15 protein-coding genes are annotated in these 16,707 nt (G+C 65.2%); 7 read left to right on the top strand and 8 right to left on the bottom strand.

Annotation, left to right across the window (positions count from 1 at the left end):
* Positions 1-385: 385 nt before the first annotated feature.
* Positions 386-1,927, bottom strand: coding sequence for an MDR family MFS transporter (locus AB3X96_RS23730; RefSeq protein WP_368591646.1), 1,542 nt, complete (start codon positions 1,925-1,927; stop codon positions 386-388).
* A 75-nt stretch (positions 1,928-2,002) separates the two neighbouring features.
* On the opposite strand from AB3X96_RS23730, the gene AB3X96_RS23725 reads away from it, so the two are divergent.
* Positions 2,003-2,803 (top strand): TetR/AcrR family transcriptional regulator, encoded by an 801-nt coding sequence (locus AB3X96_RS23725; RefSeq protein WP_368591645.1) that lies wholly within the window; start codon positions 2,003-2,005, stop codon positions 2,801-2,803.
* 49 nt (positions 2,804-2,852) lie between these two features.
* Here AB3X96_RS23725 and AB3X96_RS23720 read toward each other — a convergent pair whose 3' ends face one another.
* Complete coding sequence (locus AB3X96_RS23720; RefSeq protein ID WP_368591711.1) at positions 2,853-3,584, bottom strand: ribonuclease activity regulator RraA; 732 nt, start codon at positions 3,582-3,584, stop codon at positions 2,853-2,855.
* Positions 3,585-4,132: 548 nt separating this feature from the next.
* Here AB3X96_RS23720 and AB3X96_RS23715 point away from each other — a divergent pair.
* Entirely contained in the window at positions 4,133-4,645 is a 513-nt protein-coding gene (locus tag AB3X96_RS23715; protein WP_176105726.1) for a response regulator, read from the top strand.
* 157 nt (positions 4,646-4,802) lie between these two features.
* Here AB3X96_RS23715 and AB3X96_RS23710 read toward each other — a convergent pair whose 3' ends face one another.
* Together AB3X96_RS23710 and AB3X96_RS23705 are read right to left on the bottom strand one after the other, a co-directional pair.
* Positions 4,803-5,396, bottom strand: coding sequence for a Fur family transcriptional regulator (locus AB3X96_RS23710; RefSeq protein WP_368591644.1), 594 nt, complete (start codon positions 5,394-5,396; stop codon positions 4,803-4,805).
* A gap of 127 nt (positions 5,397-5,523) precedes the next feature.
* Complete coding sequence (locus tag AB3X96_RS23705; protein WP_368591643.1) at positions 5,524-6,150, bottom strand: glutathione S-transferase family protein; 627 nt, start codon at positions 6,148-6,150, stop codon at positions 5,524-5,526.
* A gap of 238 nt (positions 6,151-6,388) precedes the next feature.
* Between AB3X96_RS23705 and AB3X96_RS23700 the strand changes: the two genes are divergently transcribed.
* A complete protein-coding gene (locus AB3X96_RS23700) occupies positions 6,389-8,056 on the top strand; it encodes an ATP-binding domain-containing protein (RefSeq protein ID WP_368591642.1) in 1,668 nt (555 codons plus the stop codon).
* Positions 8,057-8,073: 17 nt separating this feature from the next.
* On the opposite strand, the gene AB3X96_RS23695 is transcribed toward AB3X96_RS23700, so the two are convergent.
* Positions 8,074-9,021 (bottom strand): phosphoribosyltransferase family protein, encoded by a 948-nt coding sequence (locus tag AB3X96_RS23695; RefSeq protein ID WP_368591641.1) that lies wholly within the window; start codon positions 9,019-9,021, stop codon positions 8,074-8,076.
* Between the two features lie 181 nt (positions 9,022-9,202).
* Between AB3X96_RS23695 and AB3X96_RS23690 the strand changes: the two genes are divergently transcribed.
* Entirely contained in the window at positions 9,203-9,772 is a 570-nt protein-coding gene (locus AB3X96_RS23690; RefSeq protein WP_368591640.1) for a molybdopterin-dependent oxidoreductase, read from the top strand.
* Positions 9,742-11,589 (top strand): hybrid sensor histidine kinase/response regulator, encoded by a 1,848-nt coding sequence (locus AB3X96_RS23685; RefSeq protein ID WP_368591639.1) that lies wholly within the window; start codon positions 9,742-9,744, stop codon positions 11,587-11,589. Before AB3X96_RS23690 ends, AB3X96_RS23685 begins: the two co-directional genes overlap by 31 nt.
* 40 nt (positions 11,590-11,629) lie before the next feature.
* On the opposite strand, the gene AB3X96_RS23680 is transcribed toward AB3X96_RS23685, so the two are convergent.
* From AB3X96_RS23680 to AB3X96_RS23670, 3 genes are all read right to left on the bottom strand, one after another.
* Positions 11,630-12,484 (bottom strand): helix-turn-helix domain-containing protein, encoded by an 855-nt coding sequence (locus tag AB3X96_RS23680; protein ID WP_152853852.1) that lies wholly within the window; start codon positions 12,482-12,484, stop codon positions 11,630-11,632.
* Positions 12,485-12,796: 312 nt separating this feature from the next.
* Complete coding sequence (locus tag AB3X96_RS23675; RefSeq protein ID WP_368591638.1) at positions 12,797-14,137, bottom strand: type II toxin-antitoxin system HipA family toxin; 1,341 nt, start codon at positions 14,135-14,137, stop codon at positions 12,797-12,799.
* 1 nt (position 14,138) lies between these two features.
* Positions 14,139-14,393 carry a helix-turn-helix domain-containing protein gene (locus AB3X96_RS23670; RefSeq protein WP_018433135.1) on the bottom strand — a complete coding sequence of 85 codons (255 nt, stop codon included), beginning with the start codon at positions 14,391-14,393 and terminating at the stop codon, positions 14,139-14,141.
* A 229-nt stretch (positions 14,394-14,622) separates the two neighbouring features.
* On the opposite strand from AB3X96_RS23670, the gene AB3X96_RS23665 reads away from it, so the two are divergent.
* Positions 14,623-15,963 carry an NAD(P)/FAD-dependent oxidoreductase gene (locus AB3X96_RS23665; RefSeq protein ID WP_368591637.1) on the top strand — a complete coding sequence of 447 codons (1,341 nt, stop codon included), beginning with the start codon at positions 14,623-14,625 and terminating at the stop codon, positions 15,961-15,963.
* 53 nt (positions 15,964-16,016) lie between these two features.
* On the top strand, positions 16,017-16,649 hold the full coding sequence (locus tag AB3X96_RS23660) for a C39 family peptidase (protein WP_368591636.1): 633 nt from the start codon (positions 16,017-16,019) through the stop codon (positions 16,647-16,649).
* Positions 16,650-16,707 lie beyond the last annotated feature (58 nt).

Below are 16,707 nucleotides of genomic sequence, written 5' to 3'. Positions count from 1 at the left end.
AGGCATGCTCCGGATCGTGTTGAGGCAGGAGCCTTGTCCGCGGAATCACGATCCACATGCGCCGGAGGTCGTGGAGACGTAGGCCGCGCCTGCGTTTCCACGGTTTCCAATATGTGATGTTTCACGGGGGACGTCAACGCGGTAGGCCCCTGGATTGTGTGCGCTACCGCTCATTCGGAGGTATGAAGAAACTTTGCCGATACGCTCAAAAACGAATGTATGTGTCTGTTGTTTCACGACAAATGCACGGGCGCGCCCCATGAGTGAATGCGACAAAAAAACAACGAGGCCGACGCGTTGCGCGTGCGGCCTCGTGATCACCCGGCTATTGGATGCTTGCCGGTAAGCGTTTGCATCAGCATCCGGATCAGGCGCAGAAGAACGCTCAGTGCCTGCGCAACGGATGATCCTTCAGCAGCCACGCCAGCGCGAAGGCGAGCACCACGACGCATGCGGCCGACAGATACACGGTATGCAACGCGCCAGCGAAAGCATGCAGATAGTCGTTGCGCAATGCTTCGGGTAGCTGACGAATCGCGGCGGGACCCAGGGCCTGCGGAAGTTCGGTATCGGGCGGGATCAGCTTTTCGAGGCGTGAGGCCAGTCCGTTCGAAAACACCGCACCGAAACCGGCCACGCCGATCGAGCCGCCGATCGAGCGAAACAGCGTAACGCCCGACGTCGCCACCCCCATATGCTTGAACTCGACGGTGTTCTGGACCGCGAGGACCAGCACCTGCATCACCATGCCGAGGCCACAGCCGAGCAGGCCCATGTATAGATACATCACATGAATCGGCGTATCGATCTGCAGGCGCGCGAGCAGCAGCATCGCCACGGAGACGAGGAACGTGCCAATGATCGGGAACAGCCGATACTTGCCGATCTTGCTGATCAGACGGCCCGTCACCATCGACAGGATGAACAGGCCGCCCATCATCGGCAGCATCTGCATGCCGGCTTGCGACGGCGTGGAGCCCTTCACGACCTGCAGATAGAGCGGAATGAACGTAACGGAGCCGAACAGCGATACGCCGATGATGAAGCTCACGAGGCTGCTGATCAGAAACGTGCGCTGCTTGAACAGTCCGAGCGGCATGATGGGTTCGACCGCGCTGCGCTCTTCGTGAATGAAGCCCCAGATCGCTACGAGGCCCATGCCGAGCGTGAACCACAGTTGCGGCGAGGTCCACGGCAGGATCGTGCCACCCTGGCTCGTGAACAGGATGATGCAGGTCAGCGCGCCGGCGAGAAAAGCGGCGCCCATGTAGTCGATCGTGTGCTTGACGTGGCGCACGTGCGGCTTGAACACCGCGCCGATCACGATCAGCGACAGGATGCCGAGCGGCAGGTTGATGTAGAAGATCCAACGCCAGGTCAGATGCTCGACCAGAAAGCCGCCGAGCAACGGACCGATGACGGTGGCGAGACCGAAGATGCCGCCGAACACGCCCTGATAGCGGCCGCGCTCAGCGGGCGGAATCACGTCCGCGATCGCCGCCATCGTCACGACGAGCAGGCCCCCGCCGCCGAGGCCTTGCAGCGCGCGCAGCACGATCAGCTGACTCATGTTTTGCGCGATGCCACACAGCGCCGAGCCGACGAGAAAGATGACGATCGCCGTCTGCAGCACGATCTTGCGGCCGAACAGGTCGCCGAACTTGCCGTACAGCGGCACGACGATCGTCGAGCTGAGCAGGTAGGCGGTCACGACCCACGACAGGTTATTGAGCCCGCCCAGATCGCCGACGATGGTGGGCAGCCCGGTCGACACGATCGTCTGGTCGAGCGCGGCGAGCAGCATGACCAGCAGCAGCGCCGGAAACAGCAGCCGGATCGGCGGATGATCGGCTGGGTCTGCGGCTGAGGCCTGGCGGGGTCCCTCGGGCGCGGAGTCGACGGACAGGGTCGTAGCGGGTTGTTCCATGGCGGCAACGCGTTGAAATTAATTAACTGAACGATTAATATAGGTGACATCGCCTCTCACGTCAAATTCAATGCAATGACAAGGATCTCGTCTGATGACGCCGCGGCGGACCGCGTCGTGACACCCGCGCGAATTGCCGCAAAAAAGCGTGGCGCGTCGAAGCCCAAACTCGAGGCGACGCAAGCGGATACGCAAACCGCGAATCTCACAAGCGGCGCGCCAACCGGGTCGCCCGCCCGCCGCCCCGGCCGCCCGACGGGCGCCGCGCGCGGCCCAGAGCAACGTGCGCGCTTGCTCGACGCTGCGCTGACGTTGTTCGCAAGGCAGGGCATCGTCGAGACATCGCTCGGTGAGATCGCTCGCGAGGCCGGCTTCACGCCCGCGATGGTGCACTACTACTTCAAGACACGCGATCAACTGCTCGATGTGCTGATCGACGAGTGTTTCGCGCCGTTGCGCGCAAGCCTCGGTCTGCCGTTCCGGGAAAATTCCGACGATCCGGTCGCGGCGATCACGCAGTTCACCGAGCGGCTCGTGCAGATCGCGAGCGATAACCCGTGGTTCGCGTCGCTGTGGATTCGCGAAGTGATCAGCGACGGCGGTCTGCTGCGCCAGCGCATGCATGAGCGTTTCGGCTTCGCGCATCAGAAGGAGTCGCTGCTCGCGATCGCGCGCTGGCAGAAGGAGGGGCGCCTGAATGCATCGCTCGAACCCGCGCTCGTATTCGTCACGCTGCTCGGCATGACGATTCTGCCGCTGGCCACCTCGAAGCTGTGGCGTAACGATCCGTTGCGCCGCACTATCGGCGGCGCGGAGATCGCACGGCATGCGGTGGCGTTGCTGGTGCAGGGCATCGGGCCCGCCAAGGGCGCTTGAACCGGCGGCCGGTGTGGCACATCGGTCGCCGTGTCGTTTGAAAAAGGCCCTAGATTTTGCGGTTTTTCTTCCACTCGTCGAACACCGCTTTCGTCTCGTCGTTCGGCGGATAGGTGCCGGGTAGCGCGGCGCCGGCACGAATCCTTTCGGTCAGAAACGCTTCGAGCCGTTCCTGCTCGGCCGCGGCTTGCGCGACGTCGTCGGCCATCTTCAGCGGAATCACGACGACCCCATCCCCATCGCCGACGATCACGTCGCCCGGAAACACCGCGACGCCGCCACAGCCGATCGGCACGTTGATGTCGACCGCGTGATGGCGGATCAGATTGGGCGGCGCGCTCGCGCCGGCGCAAAACACCGGCATGTCGAGCGCGGCGATCGTCGCGCTGTCGCGCACCGGGCCGTCGGACACCATGCCGGCCACGCCGCGCACCTGCAAACGCAGCGACAGAATCGAACCGAACGACGCGCTGCCGCGCTCGCCGCGGCAATCCTGCACGAGCACATGGCCCGGCGGAATGGTCTCGACGCATTTGCGTTGCGCGTACTCAGGGTCCGCGAATAGCTCCAGCACGTCGATGTCTTCGCGCGACGGGATGTTGCGCAGCGTGAACGCCGGCCCAACCAGATTCGCGCCGCGGCGCGGACCGAGCGGTGCGACGCCCTGCATGAAGGTATTGCGCAGACCGCGCTTGAATAGCTGCGTGGTCAGCGTGGCGGTGCTGACGTGACGAAGGATCTCGAGCGTCGCGGTGCAAAGCGCGGACGATGTGGCGGACATGGTGTCGGGTGGCCTCGGGTTGGGATGAGTGGACATCGATAGACGCGTGCGGACGGCCGCCAATCGAAGCATGCCGCGCATGCGCGCCCACGATGATAGCGCCGCGGCGCCAACGGTTAGCGGGTAAGCGCCAATTCATTCACGTGTCATCGGCACGCGCGACCCCGCCCCTCTTCACTTGACGCGAACCCCTGCAGCAAGGCACGCGACATGCTTGCAAAGTCGTCGGATGCGAGCGGCGCAACACGAACGACAGCGCCGCGTCGCGCAAACAATACGAAGGACAGAATCGAGACCGGGCGGAGAAGGCCGTACGAACGGGGTTCGTGCGAACCGCGCCGGAACATCGGGTGCCGGCAATCGGCGAGCCGCGGAAAAACTGCGGACACGCAGCAGCTAAATCGCGGTATGCGTCGAGCGCCGTTTTTTCATCGACGTGCAATTTTGGCGCGTTACCGTGCGCACGCGTTGTACTCGGGAAGGTGCTCAGCAATGTTTTACAATCGCGGACCTGTCTGCAACTCGGCGTGCGAAATCGAGTCGGAACCATGGACAGCAACACCTCGGCCGCGCAAATCGGCGGCAATCAGCAGAGTGAAACATTGGCCACTTCCGATGGCCTAACCGGTTTTCCAGAGCAACAACATACGATGAATGCAGCAATGAGGCTCGATCAGGCCACGATCGTGCTGGTAGAGGACGACCCCGACAGCCGGGAATCGTTGACCTTGCTACTCGAGGCGGAAGGCGCGAAGGTATGCGCGGTCGCCGATGCGGAAGAGGGTGTCGTGGCGGCGATGGAGTTGCTTCCCGACGCGGTCGTCTGCGACCTCGACTTGCCGACCATGGATGGCTTCTATCTGATCCAGCGGCTGCGCGATCACGAGATTTGCGGCGGCCATTCGCCCGCGGTGGCGGTGGCGCTGACTGGCCATACCGACGACGCATACCGCCTGCGCAGCATCGGCGAAGGCTTCCAGCATTTCATGACCAAACCCGCGTTACCCGAAGCGCTCGTGACGTTGCTGCGCGACGCGATCGACGCCCGCGCGGCGGGGTGATCGCCGCTTCGTAGCGGGCTCGCAGCGGGCTTTCGTGGAGAGCGAGTAGTAGCAGGCCGGCGCGCGGCGGGAAGACGTCGTTTCGCGGAACAGCGCGCGGCCATCGACGCTTCGCAGCGCATCCCACCGCGTTGCGCACCTGACGCGTAGCGCGCCGCTATTTCGCCGCGGCCACCGGCGCGGCTTCGCCAGCCATTGCGGCCGCCTGACAGGCCGCACAGAGGCCCTTCAACTCAATTTCGTCGCTCGCGAGCCGATAGCCCGCGTCTTCGATCTGCGCGATCAGGGCCTGACGCAGCTTCGGTTGATGCAACTCGGTGACGCTGCCGCATTGCTGGCATACGACGAGAATGCCGTGCTGGCATTGCGTCAGATCATGGCAGACGGTGAACGCATTGATCGACTCGATCCGATGCACGAGTCCCGCCGACAGCAAAAAATCCAACGCGCGATAGACGGTGGGCGGCGCCGAGCCCGGGTGAATCTGGCGCATTTCGTCGAGCAGTGAATAGGCCTTGGTCGCGCGTCCCGAGTTCAGCAGCAGTTCGAGCACCTTGCGCCGGATCGGCGTGAGTTTTTCGCCGCGTTCGCGGCAATATTGCTCGGCCAGTGCGAGAGCCGCTTCCTGCGACGGCTGATGCACGTCGTGATGCACATGATGCTCGTGCGCATCGACGGCGGAGGCGGCAGGTGCGGGAGTGACCGGATGGCCGGTTGCGGCGGGCTTGGCGGCGGGGTTGGCGGTTTTCATGCGTCGATTATAGAGGCATGCGCGGTGGGTCGCCGCGCCGGTCGGGGGATCGGCGCGGCACAGGCGCGGCACAAGCGCGGCACAAGCGCGCGGGCGGCGCTTACGAAGTCGCCAATGAACCGGCCGTTCAGGTCAACGGAAAATCCACGTACTTCTTGAAGCCGGTGCGCGTCGTCAGACGCGAATACCAGCGCTCCAGACTCGGCAGCGGCGGCCGCTGCAAACCGTCGAGGCCGAACCAGCGCTTCGCGTACGCGCCGATCACGATATCGGCAAGCGTAAACTTTTCGTCTTCGAGAAAGAAGCGGCCCTGAAGATGCGTGTCGAGCAGGCGCCACAGCACGGTGACCGCCTTCACGTCGGCGGCGAGTTTGGCGGCGTCGCGCTCGGCCTCCGGCGTGCGCACGAGCGACCAGAACACGGGACGTTCCACCGGCTGCAGCGTCGACAGGGACCAGTCCAGCCAGCGGTCGATGCTCGCGCGCAGTTTCGGCTCGGCCGGATACAGCAGGCTCGATTCGCCGTATTGCATCGCCAGATAGCGCAGGATCGAGTTGGATTCCCACAGCACGAAGTCGTCGTCGACCAGCGTCGGGATCTTGCCGGTCGGGTTCATCGCGAGATAGTCGGGTTCGTTGTTGCGGCCGAATTGCAGGCCCGCGTCGATGCGGTCGAATGGCAGCACGAGTTCGTCGCAGCACCACAATACTTTCTGGACGTTGACTGAATTGGTACGTCCCCAGATCGTAATCATCCGGTAAATCCTTTTCTCTTACGGTTGGCAAGCCGCGCCTCGCGCGCGGCGTTCAGCCAGCTACGATACACGATGCGCGAAGCTTTGCGCGGCATCCGAAAGGCGCCCTCCGCGCGAGGCGGCACGAAGCCTCGCGGATGCGACGCCCGCCACCCCGTTGCGTACAATGACCGCACCCCGAATTGCGCACTGAGCCGACACGCGTAGGCTCACGCATCCCTACCCAATAAGGCACCGCATGGCCCGCATTGTTCCCGACGACTGGAAGAGCCTCGAAGCGACCGGCGCGGCGGCGCGCGAACGCGAAACACTGGCGCTGCTCGAACATGCACTGCCCGACGATTACACCGTCTATCACGGCGTCCATTGGACTCGCCTGAACCAGAACTTCTCGGTATTCGGCGAGGCCGACTTCGTCATCGTGAGTCCCGCCGGGCGTCTGATGATCATCGAGCAGAAGACCGGCTTTCTGCGTGAAACGCCGAAGGGGCTCGTCAAGGTGTATCTGCAGACCGAGCGCAACGTCGCGATCGCGCTCGCGCATACGATCGAGAGTCTGCACCGGCGTTTTACCGCGGCGTTCGGCGCCGGCACGTATTTCATCGAGGAACTGCTGTACTGTCCCGATCACATCGTCAAGGATGCGGCGATCGCCGGCGTGAATCCCGCGCGCATCGTCGACGCGACGCGGCGCGAACGGCTAGCGGCGATCATCCGCGAAGCGCTGCCGGCCGATGAGCCGCGCCTTCCCAGCGCATCGAAAATCCATCACTTTCTCGCCGACGAACTTGCGCTGGCACCCGACACGAGCGCGCTCGTCGGCCAGGCGGGCACGCTCGTCACGCGCCTGTCGGGCGGACTCGCCACGTGGGCCCGGCGGCTCGAATTCGCGCCGTTCCGTTTGCGCGTGGTCGGCACGGCGGGCTCCGGCAAGACGCAACTCGCGGTGCAGGTGATGAAGGACGCGGTCGCGCGCCGTGAGCGGCCGTTGTACGTGTGCTTCAACCGGCCACTCGCCGATCACATCGCGCGGGTCGCGCCGCCGGAGGCGAAGGTCGCGAACTATCACCAGCTGTGCGACTGGATCATGCGCGACGCGGGCCGCGCGCCCGATTTCCAGTCCGCGCAGGTATTCGATCAACTGGAGGCCGGATTCGCCGACACGCCGATCGAGCCGCGCTGGCAGTTCGACGTGCTGATCGTCGATGAAGGGCAGGATTTCCAGCAGTCGTGGATTGCCTCGCTCGAGCGGCTGCTGCGGCCGGGCGGCGCGTGGTGGTGGCTCGAAGACCCGCTGCAGAATCTGTACATGCGCGAGCCGGTGGCGTTACCCGGCTGGGCCACGCTGAAGGAAACCACCAATTACCGCAGTCCGCGTGACATCCTCGACTATCTGCGCGATGTGGTCGGCTCGTCGGTGCCGCTTGCCGCGGCGCTCGCGTCGGGCAGTCCGTTTGACGGCTCGGACGTTTCGGTGTCGGTCTACGACGAAGCGCAGGCCGCCGAAAGCAGTATCGACGCGACCAAGCGCGCGATCACCCACGCGCTCGGGCTCGGCTTTCGCAAGCAGGACATCGTGGTGCTGTCGTTCCGCGGCAGGGACGGTTCGGCGATGAGCGCGCTCGATCATCTCGGACCGCATCGGCTGCGCAGCTTCACCGGCAAATACGATCTGTTCGGCAACCCGGAGTATCGCGACGGCGACGTGCTGTTCGAATCGATCTACCGCTTCAAGGGGCAGGCGGCGCCGTGCGTGATCTTCACCGAGATCGACTTCGACTCGTTCGACGAACGCGTCGCGCGCAAGCTGTTCGTCGGCGCGACGCGCGCGACGATGAAGCTGATCGTCGTCGCGTCGCAGCGGGCCGCGCGTCATTTGCAGTTGCGCGAGGGGAAGGACAAGTAGAGAACGCTGAGCTCGGCTCAACTCCACGCCCTTGCGCTCACCAGCATCCCCGTGCGCGTCAGCGCATCCCACCAGATCACTCGCAACAAAGGCGCCTGCTGCGCGATCAGCAGCGCCTGCACCGGATCGCTTTCGACGAAGTGCGTGACACCCGAGCGCAGCGCCGCGCTCGCCTTGTGCGCGGCCGAGCCGGAGGGGCTGTCGTCATGCAGGCCGGGCGCGCGCATCACCAGTTGCAGATGAGCGAAGCCGTGTCGCGCGAGCCACGCTTCGGTGCGCGCGCGATCCATCTCCGGGCGGCCCGTGATGATCGTGCGCACGTGTTGCAGGTCGACGCCGGGCAGCACCTCGAACGGCAGCAGCGCGTCGCGCTCGGCGAGCGCGCCGGCAAGGTCTTCGTCGTAGCGCGCGAGCGGTACGTCGGGCAGCAGGATGCCGTCGAGGTCGATTGCGTAAGCCGCATATTCGTGGTCGTTGGCCATCGCCGGCGCGGCGCCGGCTTCGACGCGTGCCCAGTCGTCTCGGTAGCGCTCGGTGTACGCCTGGCGCTCCCATGGAAAGAGGGCGAAGTAGCCGCGCGCGTCGATCGCGTAGTCGGGCTGCACGCGGCTCAGTTCATCGACCGCAGCGGTCAGCGTTTTGACTTCGAGCCCGTGCGACTGCAGGAACCCGATGCAATCGGCGAGCGTAAAACCGCGTCCGGCGATGTCCTCGCACAACAGCACTTTCGAGCCGGCGGGGGGGATCGGCAGCGTCGAATCCCATGCGACCGCGCGCGTCTGGCGATCGTAGCGCAGGAACGCGACCGGCGCGCCGACCGCGTGCGACACCATCAGCGCGAGCGGCGCGCCGCCGCGCAGAATGCCGAGCGCCATCGTGAAACGCTCGGCGAGCAACTCCGGTTGCAGCGATTCGATCCAGTGATCGAGCTGTTCGTACGTCAGGGGCAAGACCGGCTTGTTCATGACTATCGGGTTTTTGAGTCAGCGCATTTTGGCGATATTATGCATGCGGGTCAAAGGTCGCGTGTCGGGGTGGCACGCGTTTGACTGCACGGTATGGCGCAACACTTCGCGTGGCATAAGATCGGCTGACCGTGGCGCCGCCCACGGTCCGGCGAATCAACTAAAACGGATAAAAAAGCAAATGGCCAACCTGATTGCAACGCTGCGCAATGCAGCCGGCGAAACCGGTGTGCCCTGGCGGATGCGCTGGCTGACGGGGCTCGCGGGCCTGATCGTCGGGCTTACCGTCTGTGGCGCGCATGCGCAGCCGGGCGTGCGGCAGTCGCCGGCGCTGGCGCTCGACGTCGAGGGCAAGATCGCCAACACCAACGACGCCGCGCATCGCACCTATCACTTCGACGAGGCTCAACTGCTCGCGCTGCCCGTTCATACGATCACGACTTCGACCACCTGGACACCGCGCTCGACGTTCGCCGGTCCCAGGCTCGCCGACATCCTGAAGGCCGTCGGCGCGCGCGGCAGCGAAATCGAGCTTCACACGTACGACGATTACACCTACAGCGTGCCGGTCGCGGACTGCGAACGCTACGGCGTGATCGTCGCGTACAGCATGAACGGCCAGCGCCTGAAACTCAGCGACTTCGGGCCGCTGTTTCTGATCTATCCGCGCGACGCTTTTCCGGATGAACTGACTGGCGCGGTCGGCGACTCGAAATTCGTATGGCAGATCAAGGCCCTCATCGTCAAATAGCGCGTCGTCCGTGGCGGCGCGCGATGTACGTGCTGATCTGGCTGATGGCGCTCGCCGCGCCCGTCGGCGCGATCGGCTACCTGCTCTATGCGAACCTGTTGAACCCGCGCGCGACCGAGCAGTTGACCGGCACCTACGACGGTTTCTACTGGGACGCCGCACAACTGCAGATCGCCTACGCTCGCTTCGAGAACCAGCTGCTGCTGTATCAGTCCGGCGCCGACGACGACTATCAGCGGTTGCTGCTGCGCTTCCAGCTGCTGCAATCGAAGCTGCGCGTGATGGCCGGCTCGACGCAGCGGCTCTCCGCGCAGCTCGCTCTGTTGCAACGGCAGATCGACGAAATCAAGACGCTCGAGAATGTGCTCGACGACATCCAGCCCGAGATCGACGTACTGCCGCGCGACCGCACCCGTGCCGCGCGGATCGACGCGCAGCTGCGCCAGCACTGGAGCGAGGTCAACGATCTTGCGCTGTCGCGCCGTTTCGCCGATGTCGCCGACCGCGAAGCGATGAACCGCGATTTCATCGACAAACGCCGCCTCCTTTTCGCGGGTGGTCTGGTGCTGCTGTTGCTGTCGGCGGCGGCGACGCTGCTGCTCGTGCTCAACGGCCGGCGCCGCACGCGGCTCATGCGCCAGCAGCGCGCGGCGCTGGAAGCCGAGCATCAGGCAAGCCGCGCGGCGCGGGAGGCGAGCCTCGCGAAGGATGCGTTTCTCGGCATGATCAGCCATGAGCTGCGCACGCCGTTGCATGCGATCGTGTCGTCGGTGGAACTGCTCGGCTTCCACTATCACACGGAGGCCGACCGCAAGGTGATCCAGCGGCTCGAAACCGCGGCGCGCCATCTCGAAGCGCAGATGAAGGACCTGACCGACTACGCGCGCCTCGGCGCCGGCAAGCTCGAACTGCGGCACCAGCATTTCGAGCCGCGCGAGCTGCTGGCGTCGATCGTCGATGAACACACGATGTCCGCCAAGGCGCGCGGCCTCAAGCTCGAAAGCGAGGCGAGCGGCGCGAGCGGGCTCGTCGAGTCGGACCCGCACCGCATCCGGCAGATCGTCAACAACCTCGTCACCAACGCGATCCGCTACACCGAGACCGGCACGGTGCGCGTCGAGCTGCGCCAGCAGCCGGCGCTGCTGGTTTTCGTCGTCAGCGATACGGGACCGGGCGTGCCGTCCGAGCAAATCCCGCTGATCTTCGAGGAGTTCACTCAGCTCGACGCGAAGCGCTCGCGCCGTTTCGAAGGCGCCGGCATGGGGCTCACGATCGTGCAAGGGCTCGTCAAGCTGTTCGGCGGCACGGTGGATGTCGCGAGCACGGTCGGCGAGGGCACCCGCTTCACGGTGACGATTCCGGTCGTGCCGGTCGCCACCGTCGAGCCGGCCGACGTCGCGGCGCAAGCCGAGCCGGACGGCGCGCAACCGTGCGTGCTGATCATCGACGATAACAGCCTGATCCGCGAGTCACTCAGCGAAATGGTCGCGCACATGGGCTACGACTCGCTCGCAGTCGGCAACGCCAACGACGCGCTCGCGTGGCTCGATACACACCGGTGCGAAGTGGTGCTGCTCGATCTGCATATGCCGGGGCGCGACGGCTACACGTTTCTCGAGGACTTCGCGGTGGGCGGTGGACCGTCGGCGGGCGTGCCGGTGATCGTGGTCAGCGCGTACGCGCCGGAGGTCGTGCGGGATGATGAAGGTGGGGTGACTGGCGCGCCGTCGGTGTTCGAGGCGCTGTTAAAGCCGGTCCATTACGAGGATCTGAAGCACGCGCTGCAGCGCGCGCTGGCGGCGCGGCATCAGGCGTGAGGGCGGCGCCGCGCCCGGGGCGCGCATCGGCGCCAGCGGATCAGGGGCGATTCAGCCGCTTCGACAGATCCGCGACGAGGATCGCCATGCGCGCGGGCTTTTCGTAGCACGCGACGTCGTAATCGCGGATCACCTCGCTGATCTCCGATTCGCTGGCCTTGCCGGTCAGCAGCTCGCCGGTCAGCACGAAGATCGGCGCGTCCGGGTTCTCCGACGCGCGCACCGCGCGAATCGCGGCCGCCGAGGTCTGCGAGCCGAACAGCCAGTCGATGATCACACCGTCGAACACCTGCGTTTGCAACTGCTCGCTGAAGGCGGCCAGCCCATAGATCGCGACCGCCGTGAAGCCGCTGCGCTCCAGATAGTCGCGCAGGTTATCGGCGCTCGCGCAATCGTCGTCGACGACCGCGATGGCAGGCTTGTCGGTTTCGGCGCGGCGCGGATAGATCTCGATCTTGTGGACTTCATAGGCGCTCTGATACAGCGCGCCATCATGTCGCGAGACACGCCATTGACCGAGCCGCGAATAGGCGACGAACTCCGGACGGCTACCCGGTTCGAGCGCGGCGCCGACCCACGCGGTACAGGCGATTTCGGTCGCGCCGATGCAGAACACCGCCTCCTGGGCGATCGCGCCGACCACGCCCGGATCGAGCGACTGCGCGCCGAACAGCTGCGCCGCCGGTTCGTCGAATACCTCGGCGACTTTCTTGATCTGCGACAGCGTCCATGGACTATTGCCGCGCAGTTTGCGGTGCCCCTGAGAAAAACTCAGATCGAGGATGCGGCATAGCTCCGTGGTTTGCTGGCGCTTGCCGATTCCATGCCGGCTCATCAACTCGCGCACGCGCTCGGCAACCGCGATGGAGTCCGGTGAGTGTGTTTCGTTGGCCATACTGCGTGAAAATCCGCGAGTTAAAAGGTACAGGTGGTACGCGGTCGACAGGCGCAAGCCGACCTTGCGCATGCAATGCGCATGAATCGGCCACGCGGGGACAGCAAATGTACCGTAAAAAAATTCACTGTTTATGATTTTGTCAGACCGTCGCCGAGGCCGCTAATGCAAGTGACGCAGCCGTCGCGCGGGTGACTTTTGATGCATTGAGCATCAAAAAGCATTCTACCGGTGAAACGATGACGAAACCGTAGGGAATCCACGAATGAGTTGTGCGCAAGCCAACGGTTCCGGCTTCTGGCCGCAAAGCGTTCAACTCGCCGGCATCGTGTCGAGCCGGGCCGCCGAGTTTTGAAGTCCCTTAAAAATCCGCTCGGCGACCTTGGCCGGAAAGCGCTCGGGCAACGCCGCCGACACCCGCTCGATCACGCCGGGCGTCTGCTCGATCAGACGCTGGATCAGCGGCTCGGCGTTGGCGCCGTACGAACACTTCAACGCCATCGCGTTGAAATGACGTCGCTGCACGTCGCGAAACGCATCGTGCTTGCTGCGCGACCACAGACCCATCGCAAGCCGCGCCTTGTACCACGACCACTGGTTCGGGCCATTGCCTTCGACCGGCCAGATCGACATCACGTCGTAAAGCGGCGTCAGACGGTACTGGCCACCCGCGAGCAGACGGATGCTGAAGTTCTTCGCGTGGCCGTCCGGCGCGGCCAGCATCCAGAACAGGATCTGGCTCGCGAGCAAGGTCTCGAGGTCCTGCCGCGCATCGACCGACTGCTGCAGAATCCGCGCGAGATCGAGCACGCCGGGGCCGCCCTCGTTCTCATACTTGCGATGCGACGGCACGCCGTACACCTGGCAGAAATCTTCCTGCGGCAAACGCAATAGCCAGGTGCCGCTCGAATGCATCTGCCGGTCGAAGCGTTCGACGGCGAGCACACGCTGCTGGCCGAAGCTGAGCACCTCGGTGTTCGCGACCGGCAGGCCGAACTCGCGCAGAATCCGCATGCACAGCCACTCGTTTTCGACCGACGTGCTCAGATCGGCGAGCCGGTTGCCGACTAGCCCCAACGGCAGCTTGAAGATATGCGTGGTCGGCGTCGCGCCGTGCGGCCGCTGCCATTGGCCGTCGTGCCACAGCAGCGCGGTTTTCTCCTGCGCGCCGGCGAGCGAGATGCGGAAGTCGTCGGCTTCGTCGGGCGCGCCGAGCGTCGGTTTGCCGACCGTTTGCGCGAGCAGCGCCTCGATGTCGTCGTCGGAGAGCGGCGTGCCTTCGATGCGCTGAACCCCGGCCGGCGCGTCGTCTTCGCCGAGCAACTGGACCGCGCCGACGCAGTCGCGGCCGATGGCCCGCAGCAGGTCGAACGCGTCGAGCGTTTCGGTCCGGTAGCGCTGCGCGATGCGTTTGCGGATAGCGTCGCTGTCGGGCAGCAGGTTGTCGAAGTAGTTGAGCACCCGCGGCCCTTTGTGCGTCATGTTGCCGGGCGTGAACGGCAGCGACAGCGACAACGGACGACCCGCCGGCGACGCGATCCAGGCGGCGTCGTAGGCGAACTCCATCGGACCACGCGCGGGCAGGCGCCAGACGCCGACGCGCTCGCCGTTGGCCCAGACCGACAATGCCTTCGAGGCGGTTTGCCGGGCCATCTCACCACTCGACGTTCGGTGCCGGCTCGGCGCTCGGCTGATTTTTGTCGCGCAACTGCAGTTGCAGGCCGTAGGCGCCGCACAGCGCGAGCAGCTGCGTAAGCGTGAGCCCGCTCGCATCGGTTTCGAGCGCGGAAATGCGGCTTTGGCTCACGCCGACGCGCGCGGCCGCCTCGGTCTGCGTGAAGCCGGCCTGGCGGCGGCTGGCCGCCAGCAACTGCGCGAGCTGGTCCGACGTGGTGATCAGATGGAGCATGGCAGATTATTTGCGAGACGAATAAACGCAATTTATGCGTTACACGAATATTTGTCAAATATTTGCCTGACAGATAATCGACGATTATCCGTGTGACGGATAATCGCGGAATCGGCAGGAGCCGGGGCGTCGTCCCGGCTGCGACCAGCAGCGTGGCGAACTCACGCGGCATTGCGGACAATGGCCGCCACTGCGAAGATGACGCCCACGTCTCCAACCCGCCCAACCAATGACCACGACTTACCCGCTGCACTCGACCTTCACGCCCGCCGACCAACCGTTTCCCAGCCGCGCCGACGTCGTGATCGCGGGTGCCGGCATCATGGGCTGCGCGGCCGCTTATTACCTGGCGCGGCGCGGCCTGTCGGCGGTGGTGCTCGACAAGTCGCGGATCGCCGGGCAGCAGTCGTCGCGCGCGTGGGGCTTCGTGCGCCAGCAGGGTCGCGAAGCCGCCGAGGTGCCGCTGATGATGGCGTGCATTCCATTGTGGAAAGAACTCGAGCGTGAGCTGAATTTCGATCTCGAATGGCGCCAGGGCGGTTGCCTGTATGTCGCGACCAATGACGAAGACTGGACCTCGTTCCAGCAATGGCTCGAGGTCGGGCGTCAGTATGGCCTCGACACCCGCACGCTCGACCGCGGGCAGATCGACGCCGTTGTCACCGGCATGCAGGGGCCCGCGCTCGGCGGCCTATACACGCCAAGCGACGGTCAGGCCGAACCGCGCCGGGCGGCCGCGGCGTTCGCGGCGCGCGCGGCCGAAGCCGGCGCGCTGTTTTTCGAGGGCTGCGGCGTGGTCGGCGTCGAACGCGCGGGTGGCGCGATCGCCGGCGTGGTCACGGAGCGCGGCACGATTCGTACCTCGCGTTTGATCTGCGCGGCCGGCGCGAGCAGTTGGCGGCTCCTCAGGACGCTCGGTCTCGAACTGCCTCAGCAGGCGGTGCGCGGTACCTGCATGCGTACCAATCCGCTGCCGCCGATCACGGCGTCGACGTTCTGGGGGCACGGCCTCGGCATCCGGCAGCGCGCGAACGGCGCGATCAACCTCGCCGACGACATGCAGGTCGACGTCGACATGACGCTCGGCCATTTCCGCGCGCTCAAATGGTTCTTGCCGGAACTGTGGACGCAGCGCGAGAAGTTCAGCTTCCATCTGAACGGCGCCTGTCTGCGCGATCTGCGCGAGCGTCTGCCGGGCGGCGTGCCCGACGCCGAACGTGTGCTTTATCCGCGCGACCCGCATCCGCAGCCGAACCCGAGCCACGCGCCGCGCGCGCTGAACAAGCTGCGCGCGCTGTTTCCGGCGTTGCGCGACGCCCAGGCGGTCGAGGCGTGGGCCGGGCTGATCGACGTGTTGCCCGATGGAATTCCTGTGATCGATGCGCCGCCGCAGGTCCCTGGCCTGACGATCGCGACCGGTTTTTGCGGACATGGGTTCGCGATGGGGCCGATCGTCGGCAAGCTGCTCGCTGAACTCAACGATGGCGGCAACGCGTCGCTCGATCTGTCGGCGTTCCGTTTGCAGCGTTTCTTCGACGGCACAATGAAGCGGCCGCGCAGCATGCTGTGATCGTGCGCAACGCAACCCCGACCCGGTACAACTCAACCCGACCGATACCAGCGATGACCGAACCCGTTCTCCGCCACGCCGATGTTCCGTACTACACGCAATGGGGCAGCCCCGAGTGGGTGCGCGACATCGTCGAACAGCAGCGCGATCCGTGTGACGACCCGCACTGGCAGCGCAGCGGTTTCGCCGACCCCGAGCGCTATCGTTTCTGGGCGCAACGCCTGTGCGGGCTGACGTGCCTGGAATCGGCGCTCGACTACTGGGGCATCGATCACGCGCCGCGCGCCGCATTGCTCGACGACGCGCTGCGGCACGGCGTGTATCTGCTGCGCGACGATGGCGGTGTCGACGGGCTGATCCACCGGCCGTTCGCCGACTGGGCGGGACCGGCCTTCGGTCTCGATATCGACGTGATGCCGCAGGCGTCGCTCGAGGAGATCGCGGCGCGGCTCGACGCCGATACGCTCGCGATCGTGTCGGTGAGCCCCGAGATCCGCTATCCGGAGCGGCCGAACCGGCAGCGGGGCGGTCATCTGATCCTGCTGCACGGCCGGGATCGCGACGGCGTGTGGTTCCATAACCCGTCGGGTGTCGCGCCGCATCAGTCCGACGTGTACCTGCCGTTCGCGACGATGTCGCGTTTCTATGCGGGGCGGGGGATGACGCTCGGCCGCTGCACGAGCTAGCTGGCGCGCTGGGCATGACGCGGCCTTCGTGATTCGGGTCTGCTTCCTGCTGAGGCAG

Origin of the sequence: Paraburkholderia sp. BR13439 (assembly GCF_040948805.1) — a bacterium.
Taxonomy (GTDB): domain Bacteria; phylum Pseudomonadota; class Gammaproteobacteria; order Burkholderiales; family Burkholderiaceae; genus Paraburkholderia; species Paraburkholderia youngii.
This window is presented reverse-complemented; position numbering and strand designations above follow the sequence as displayed.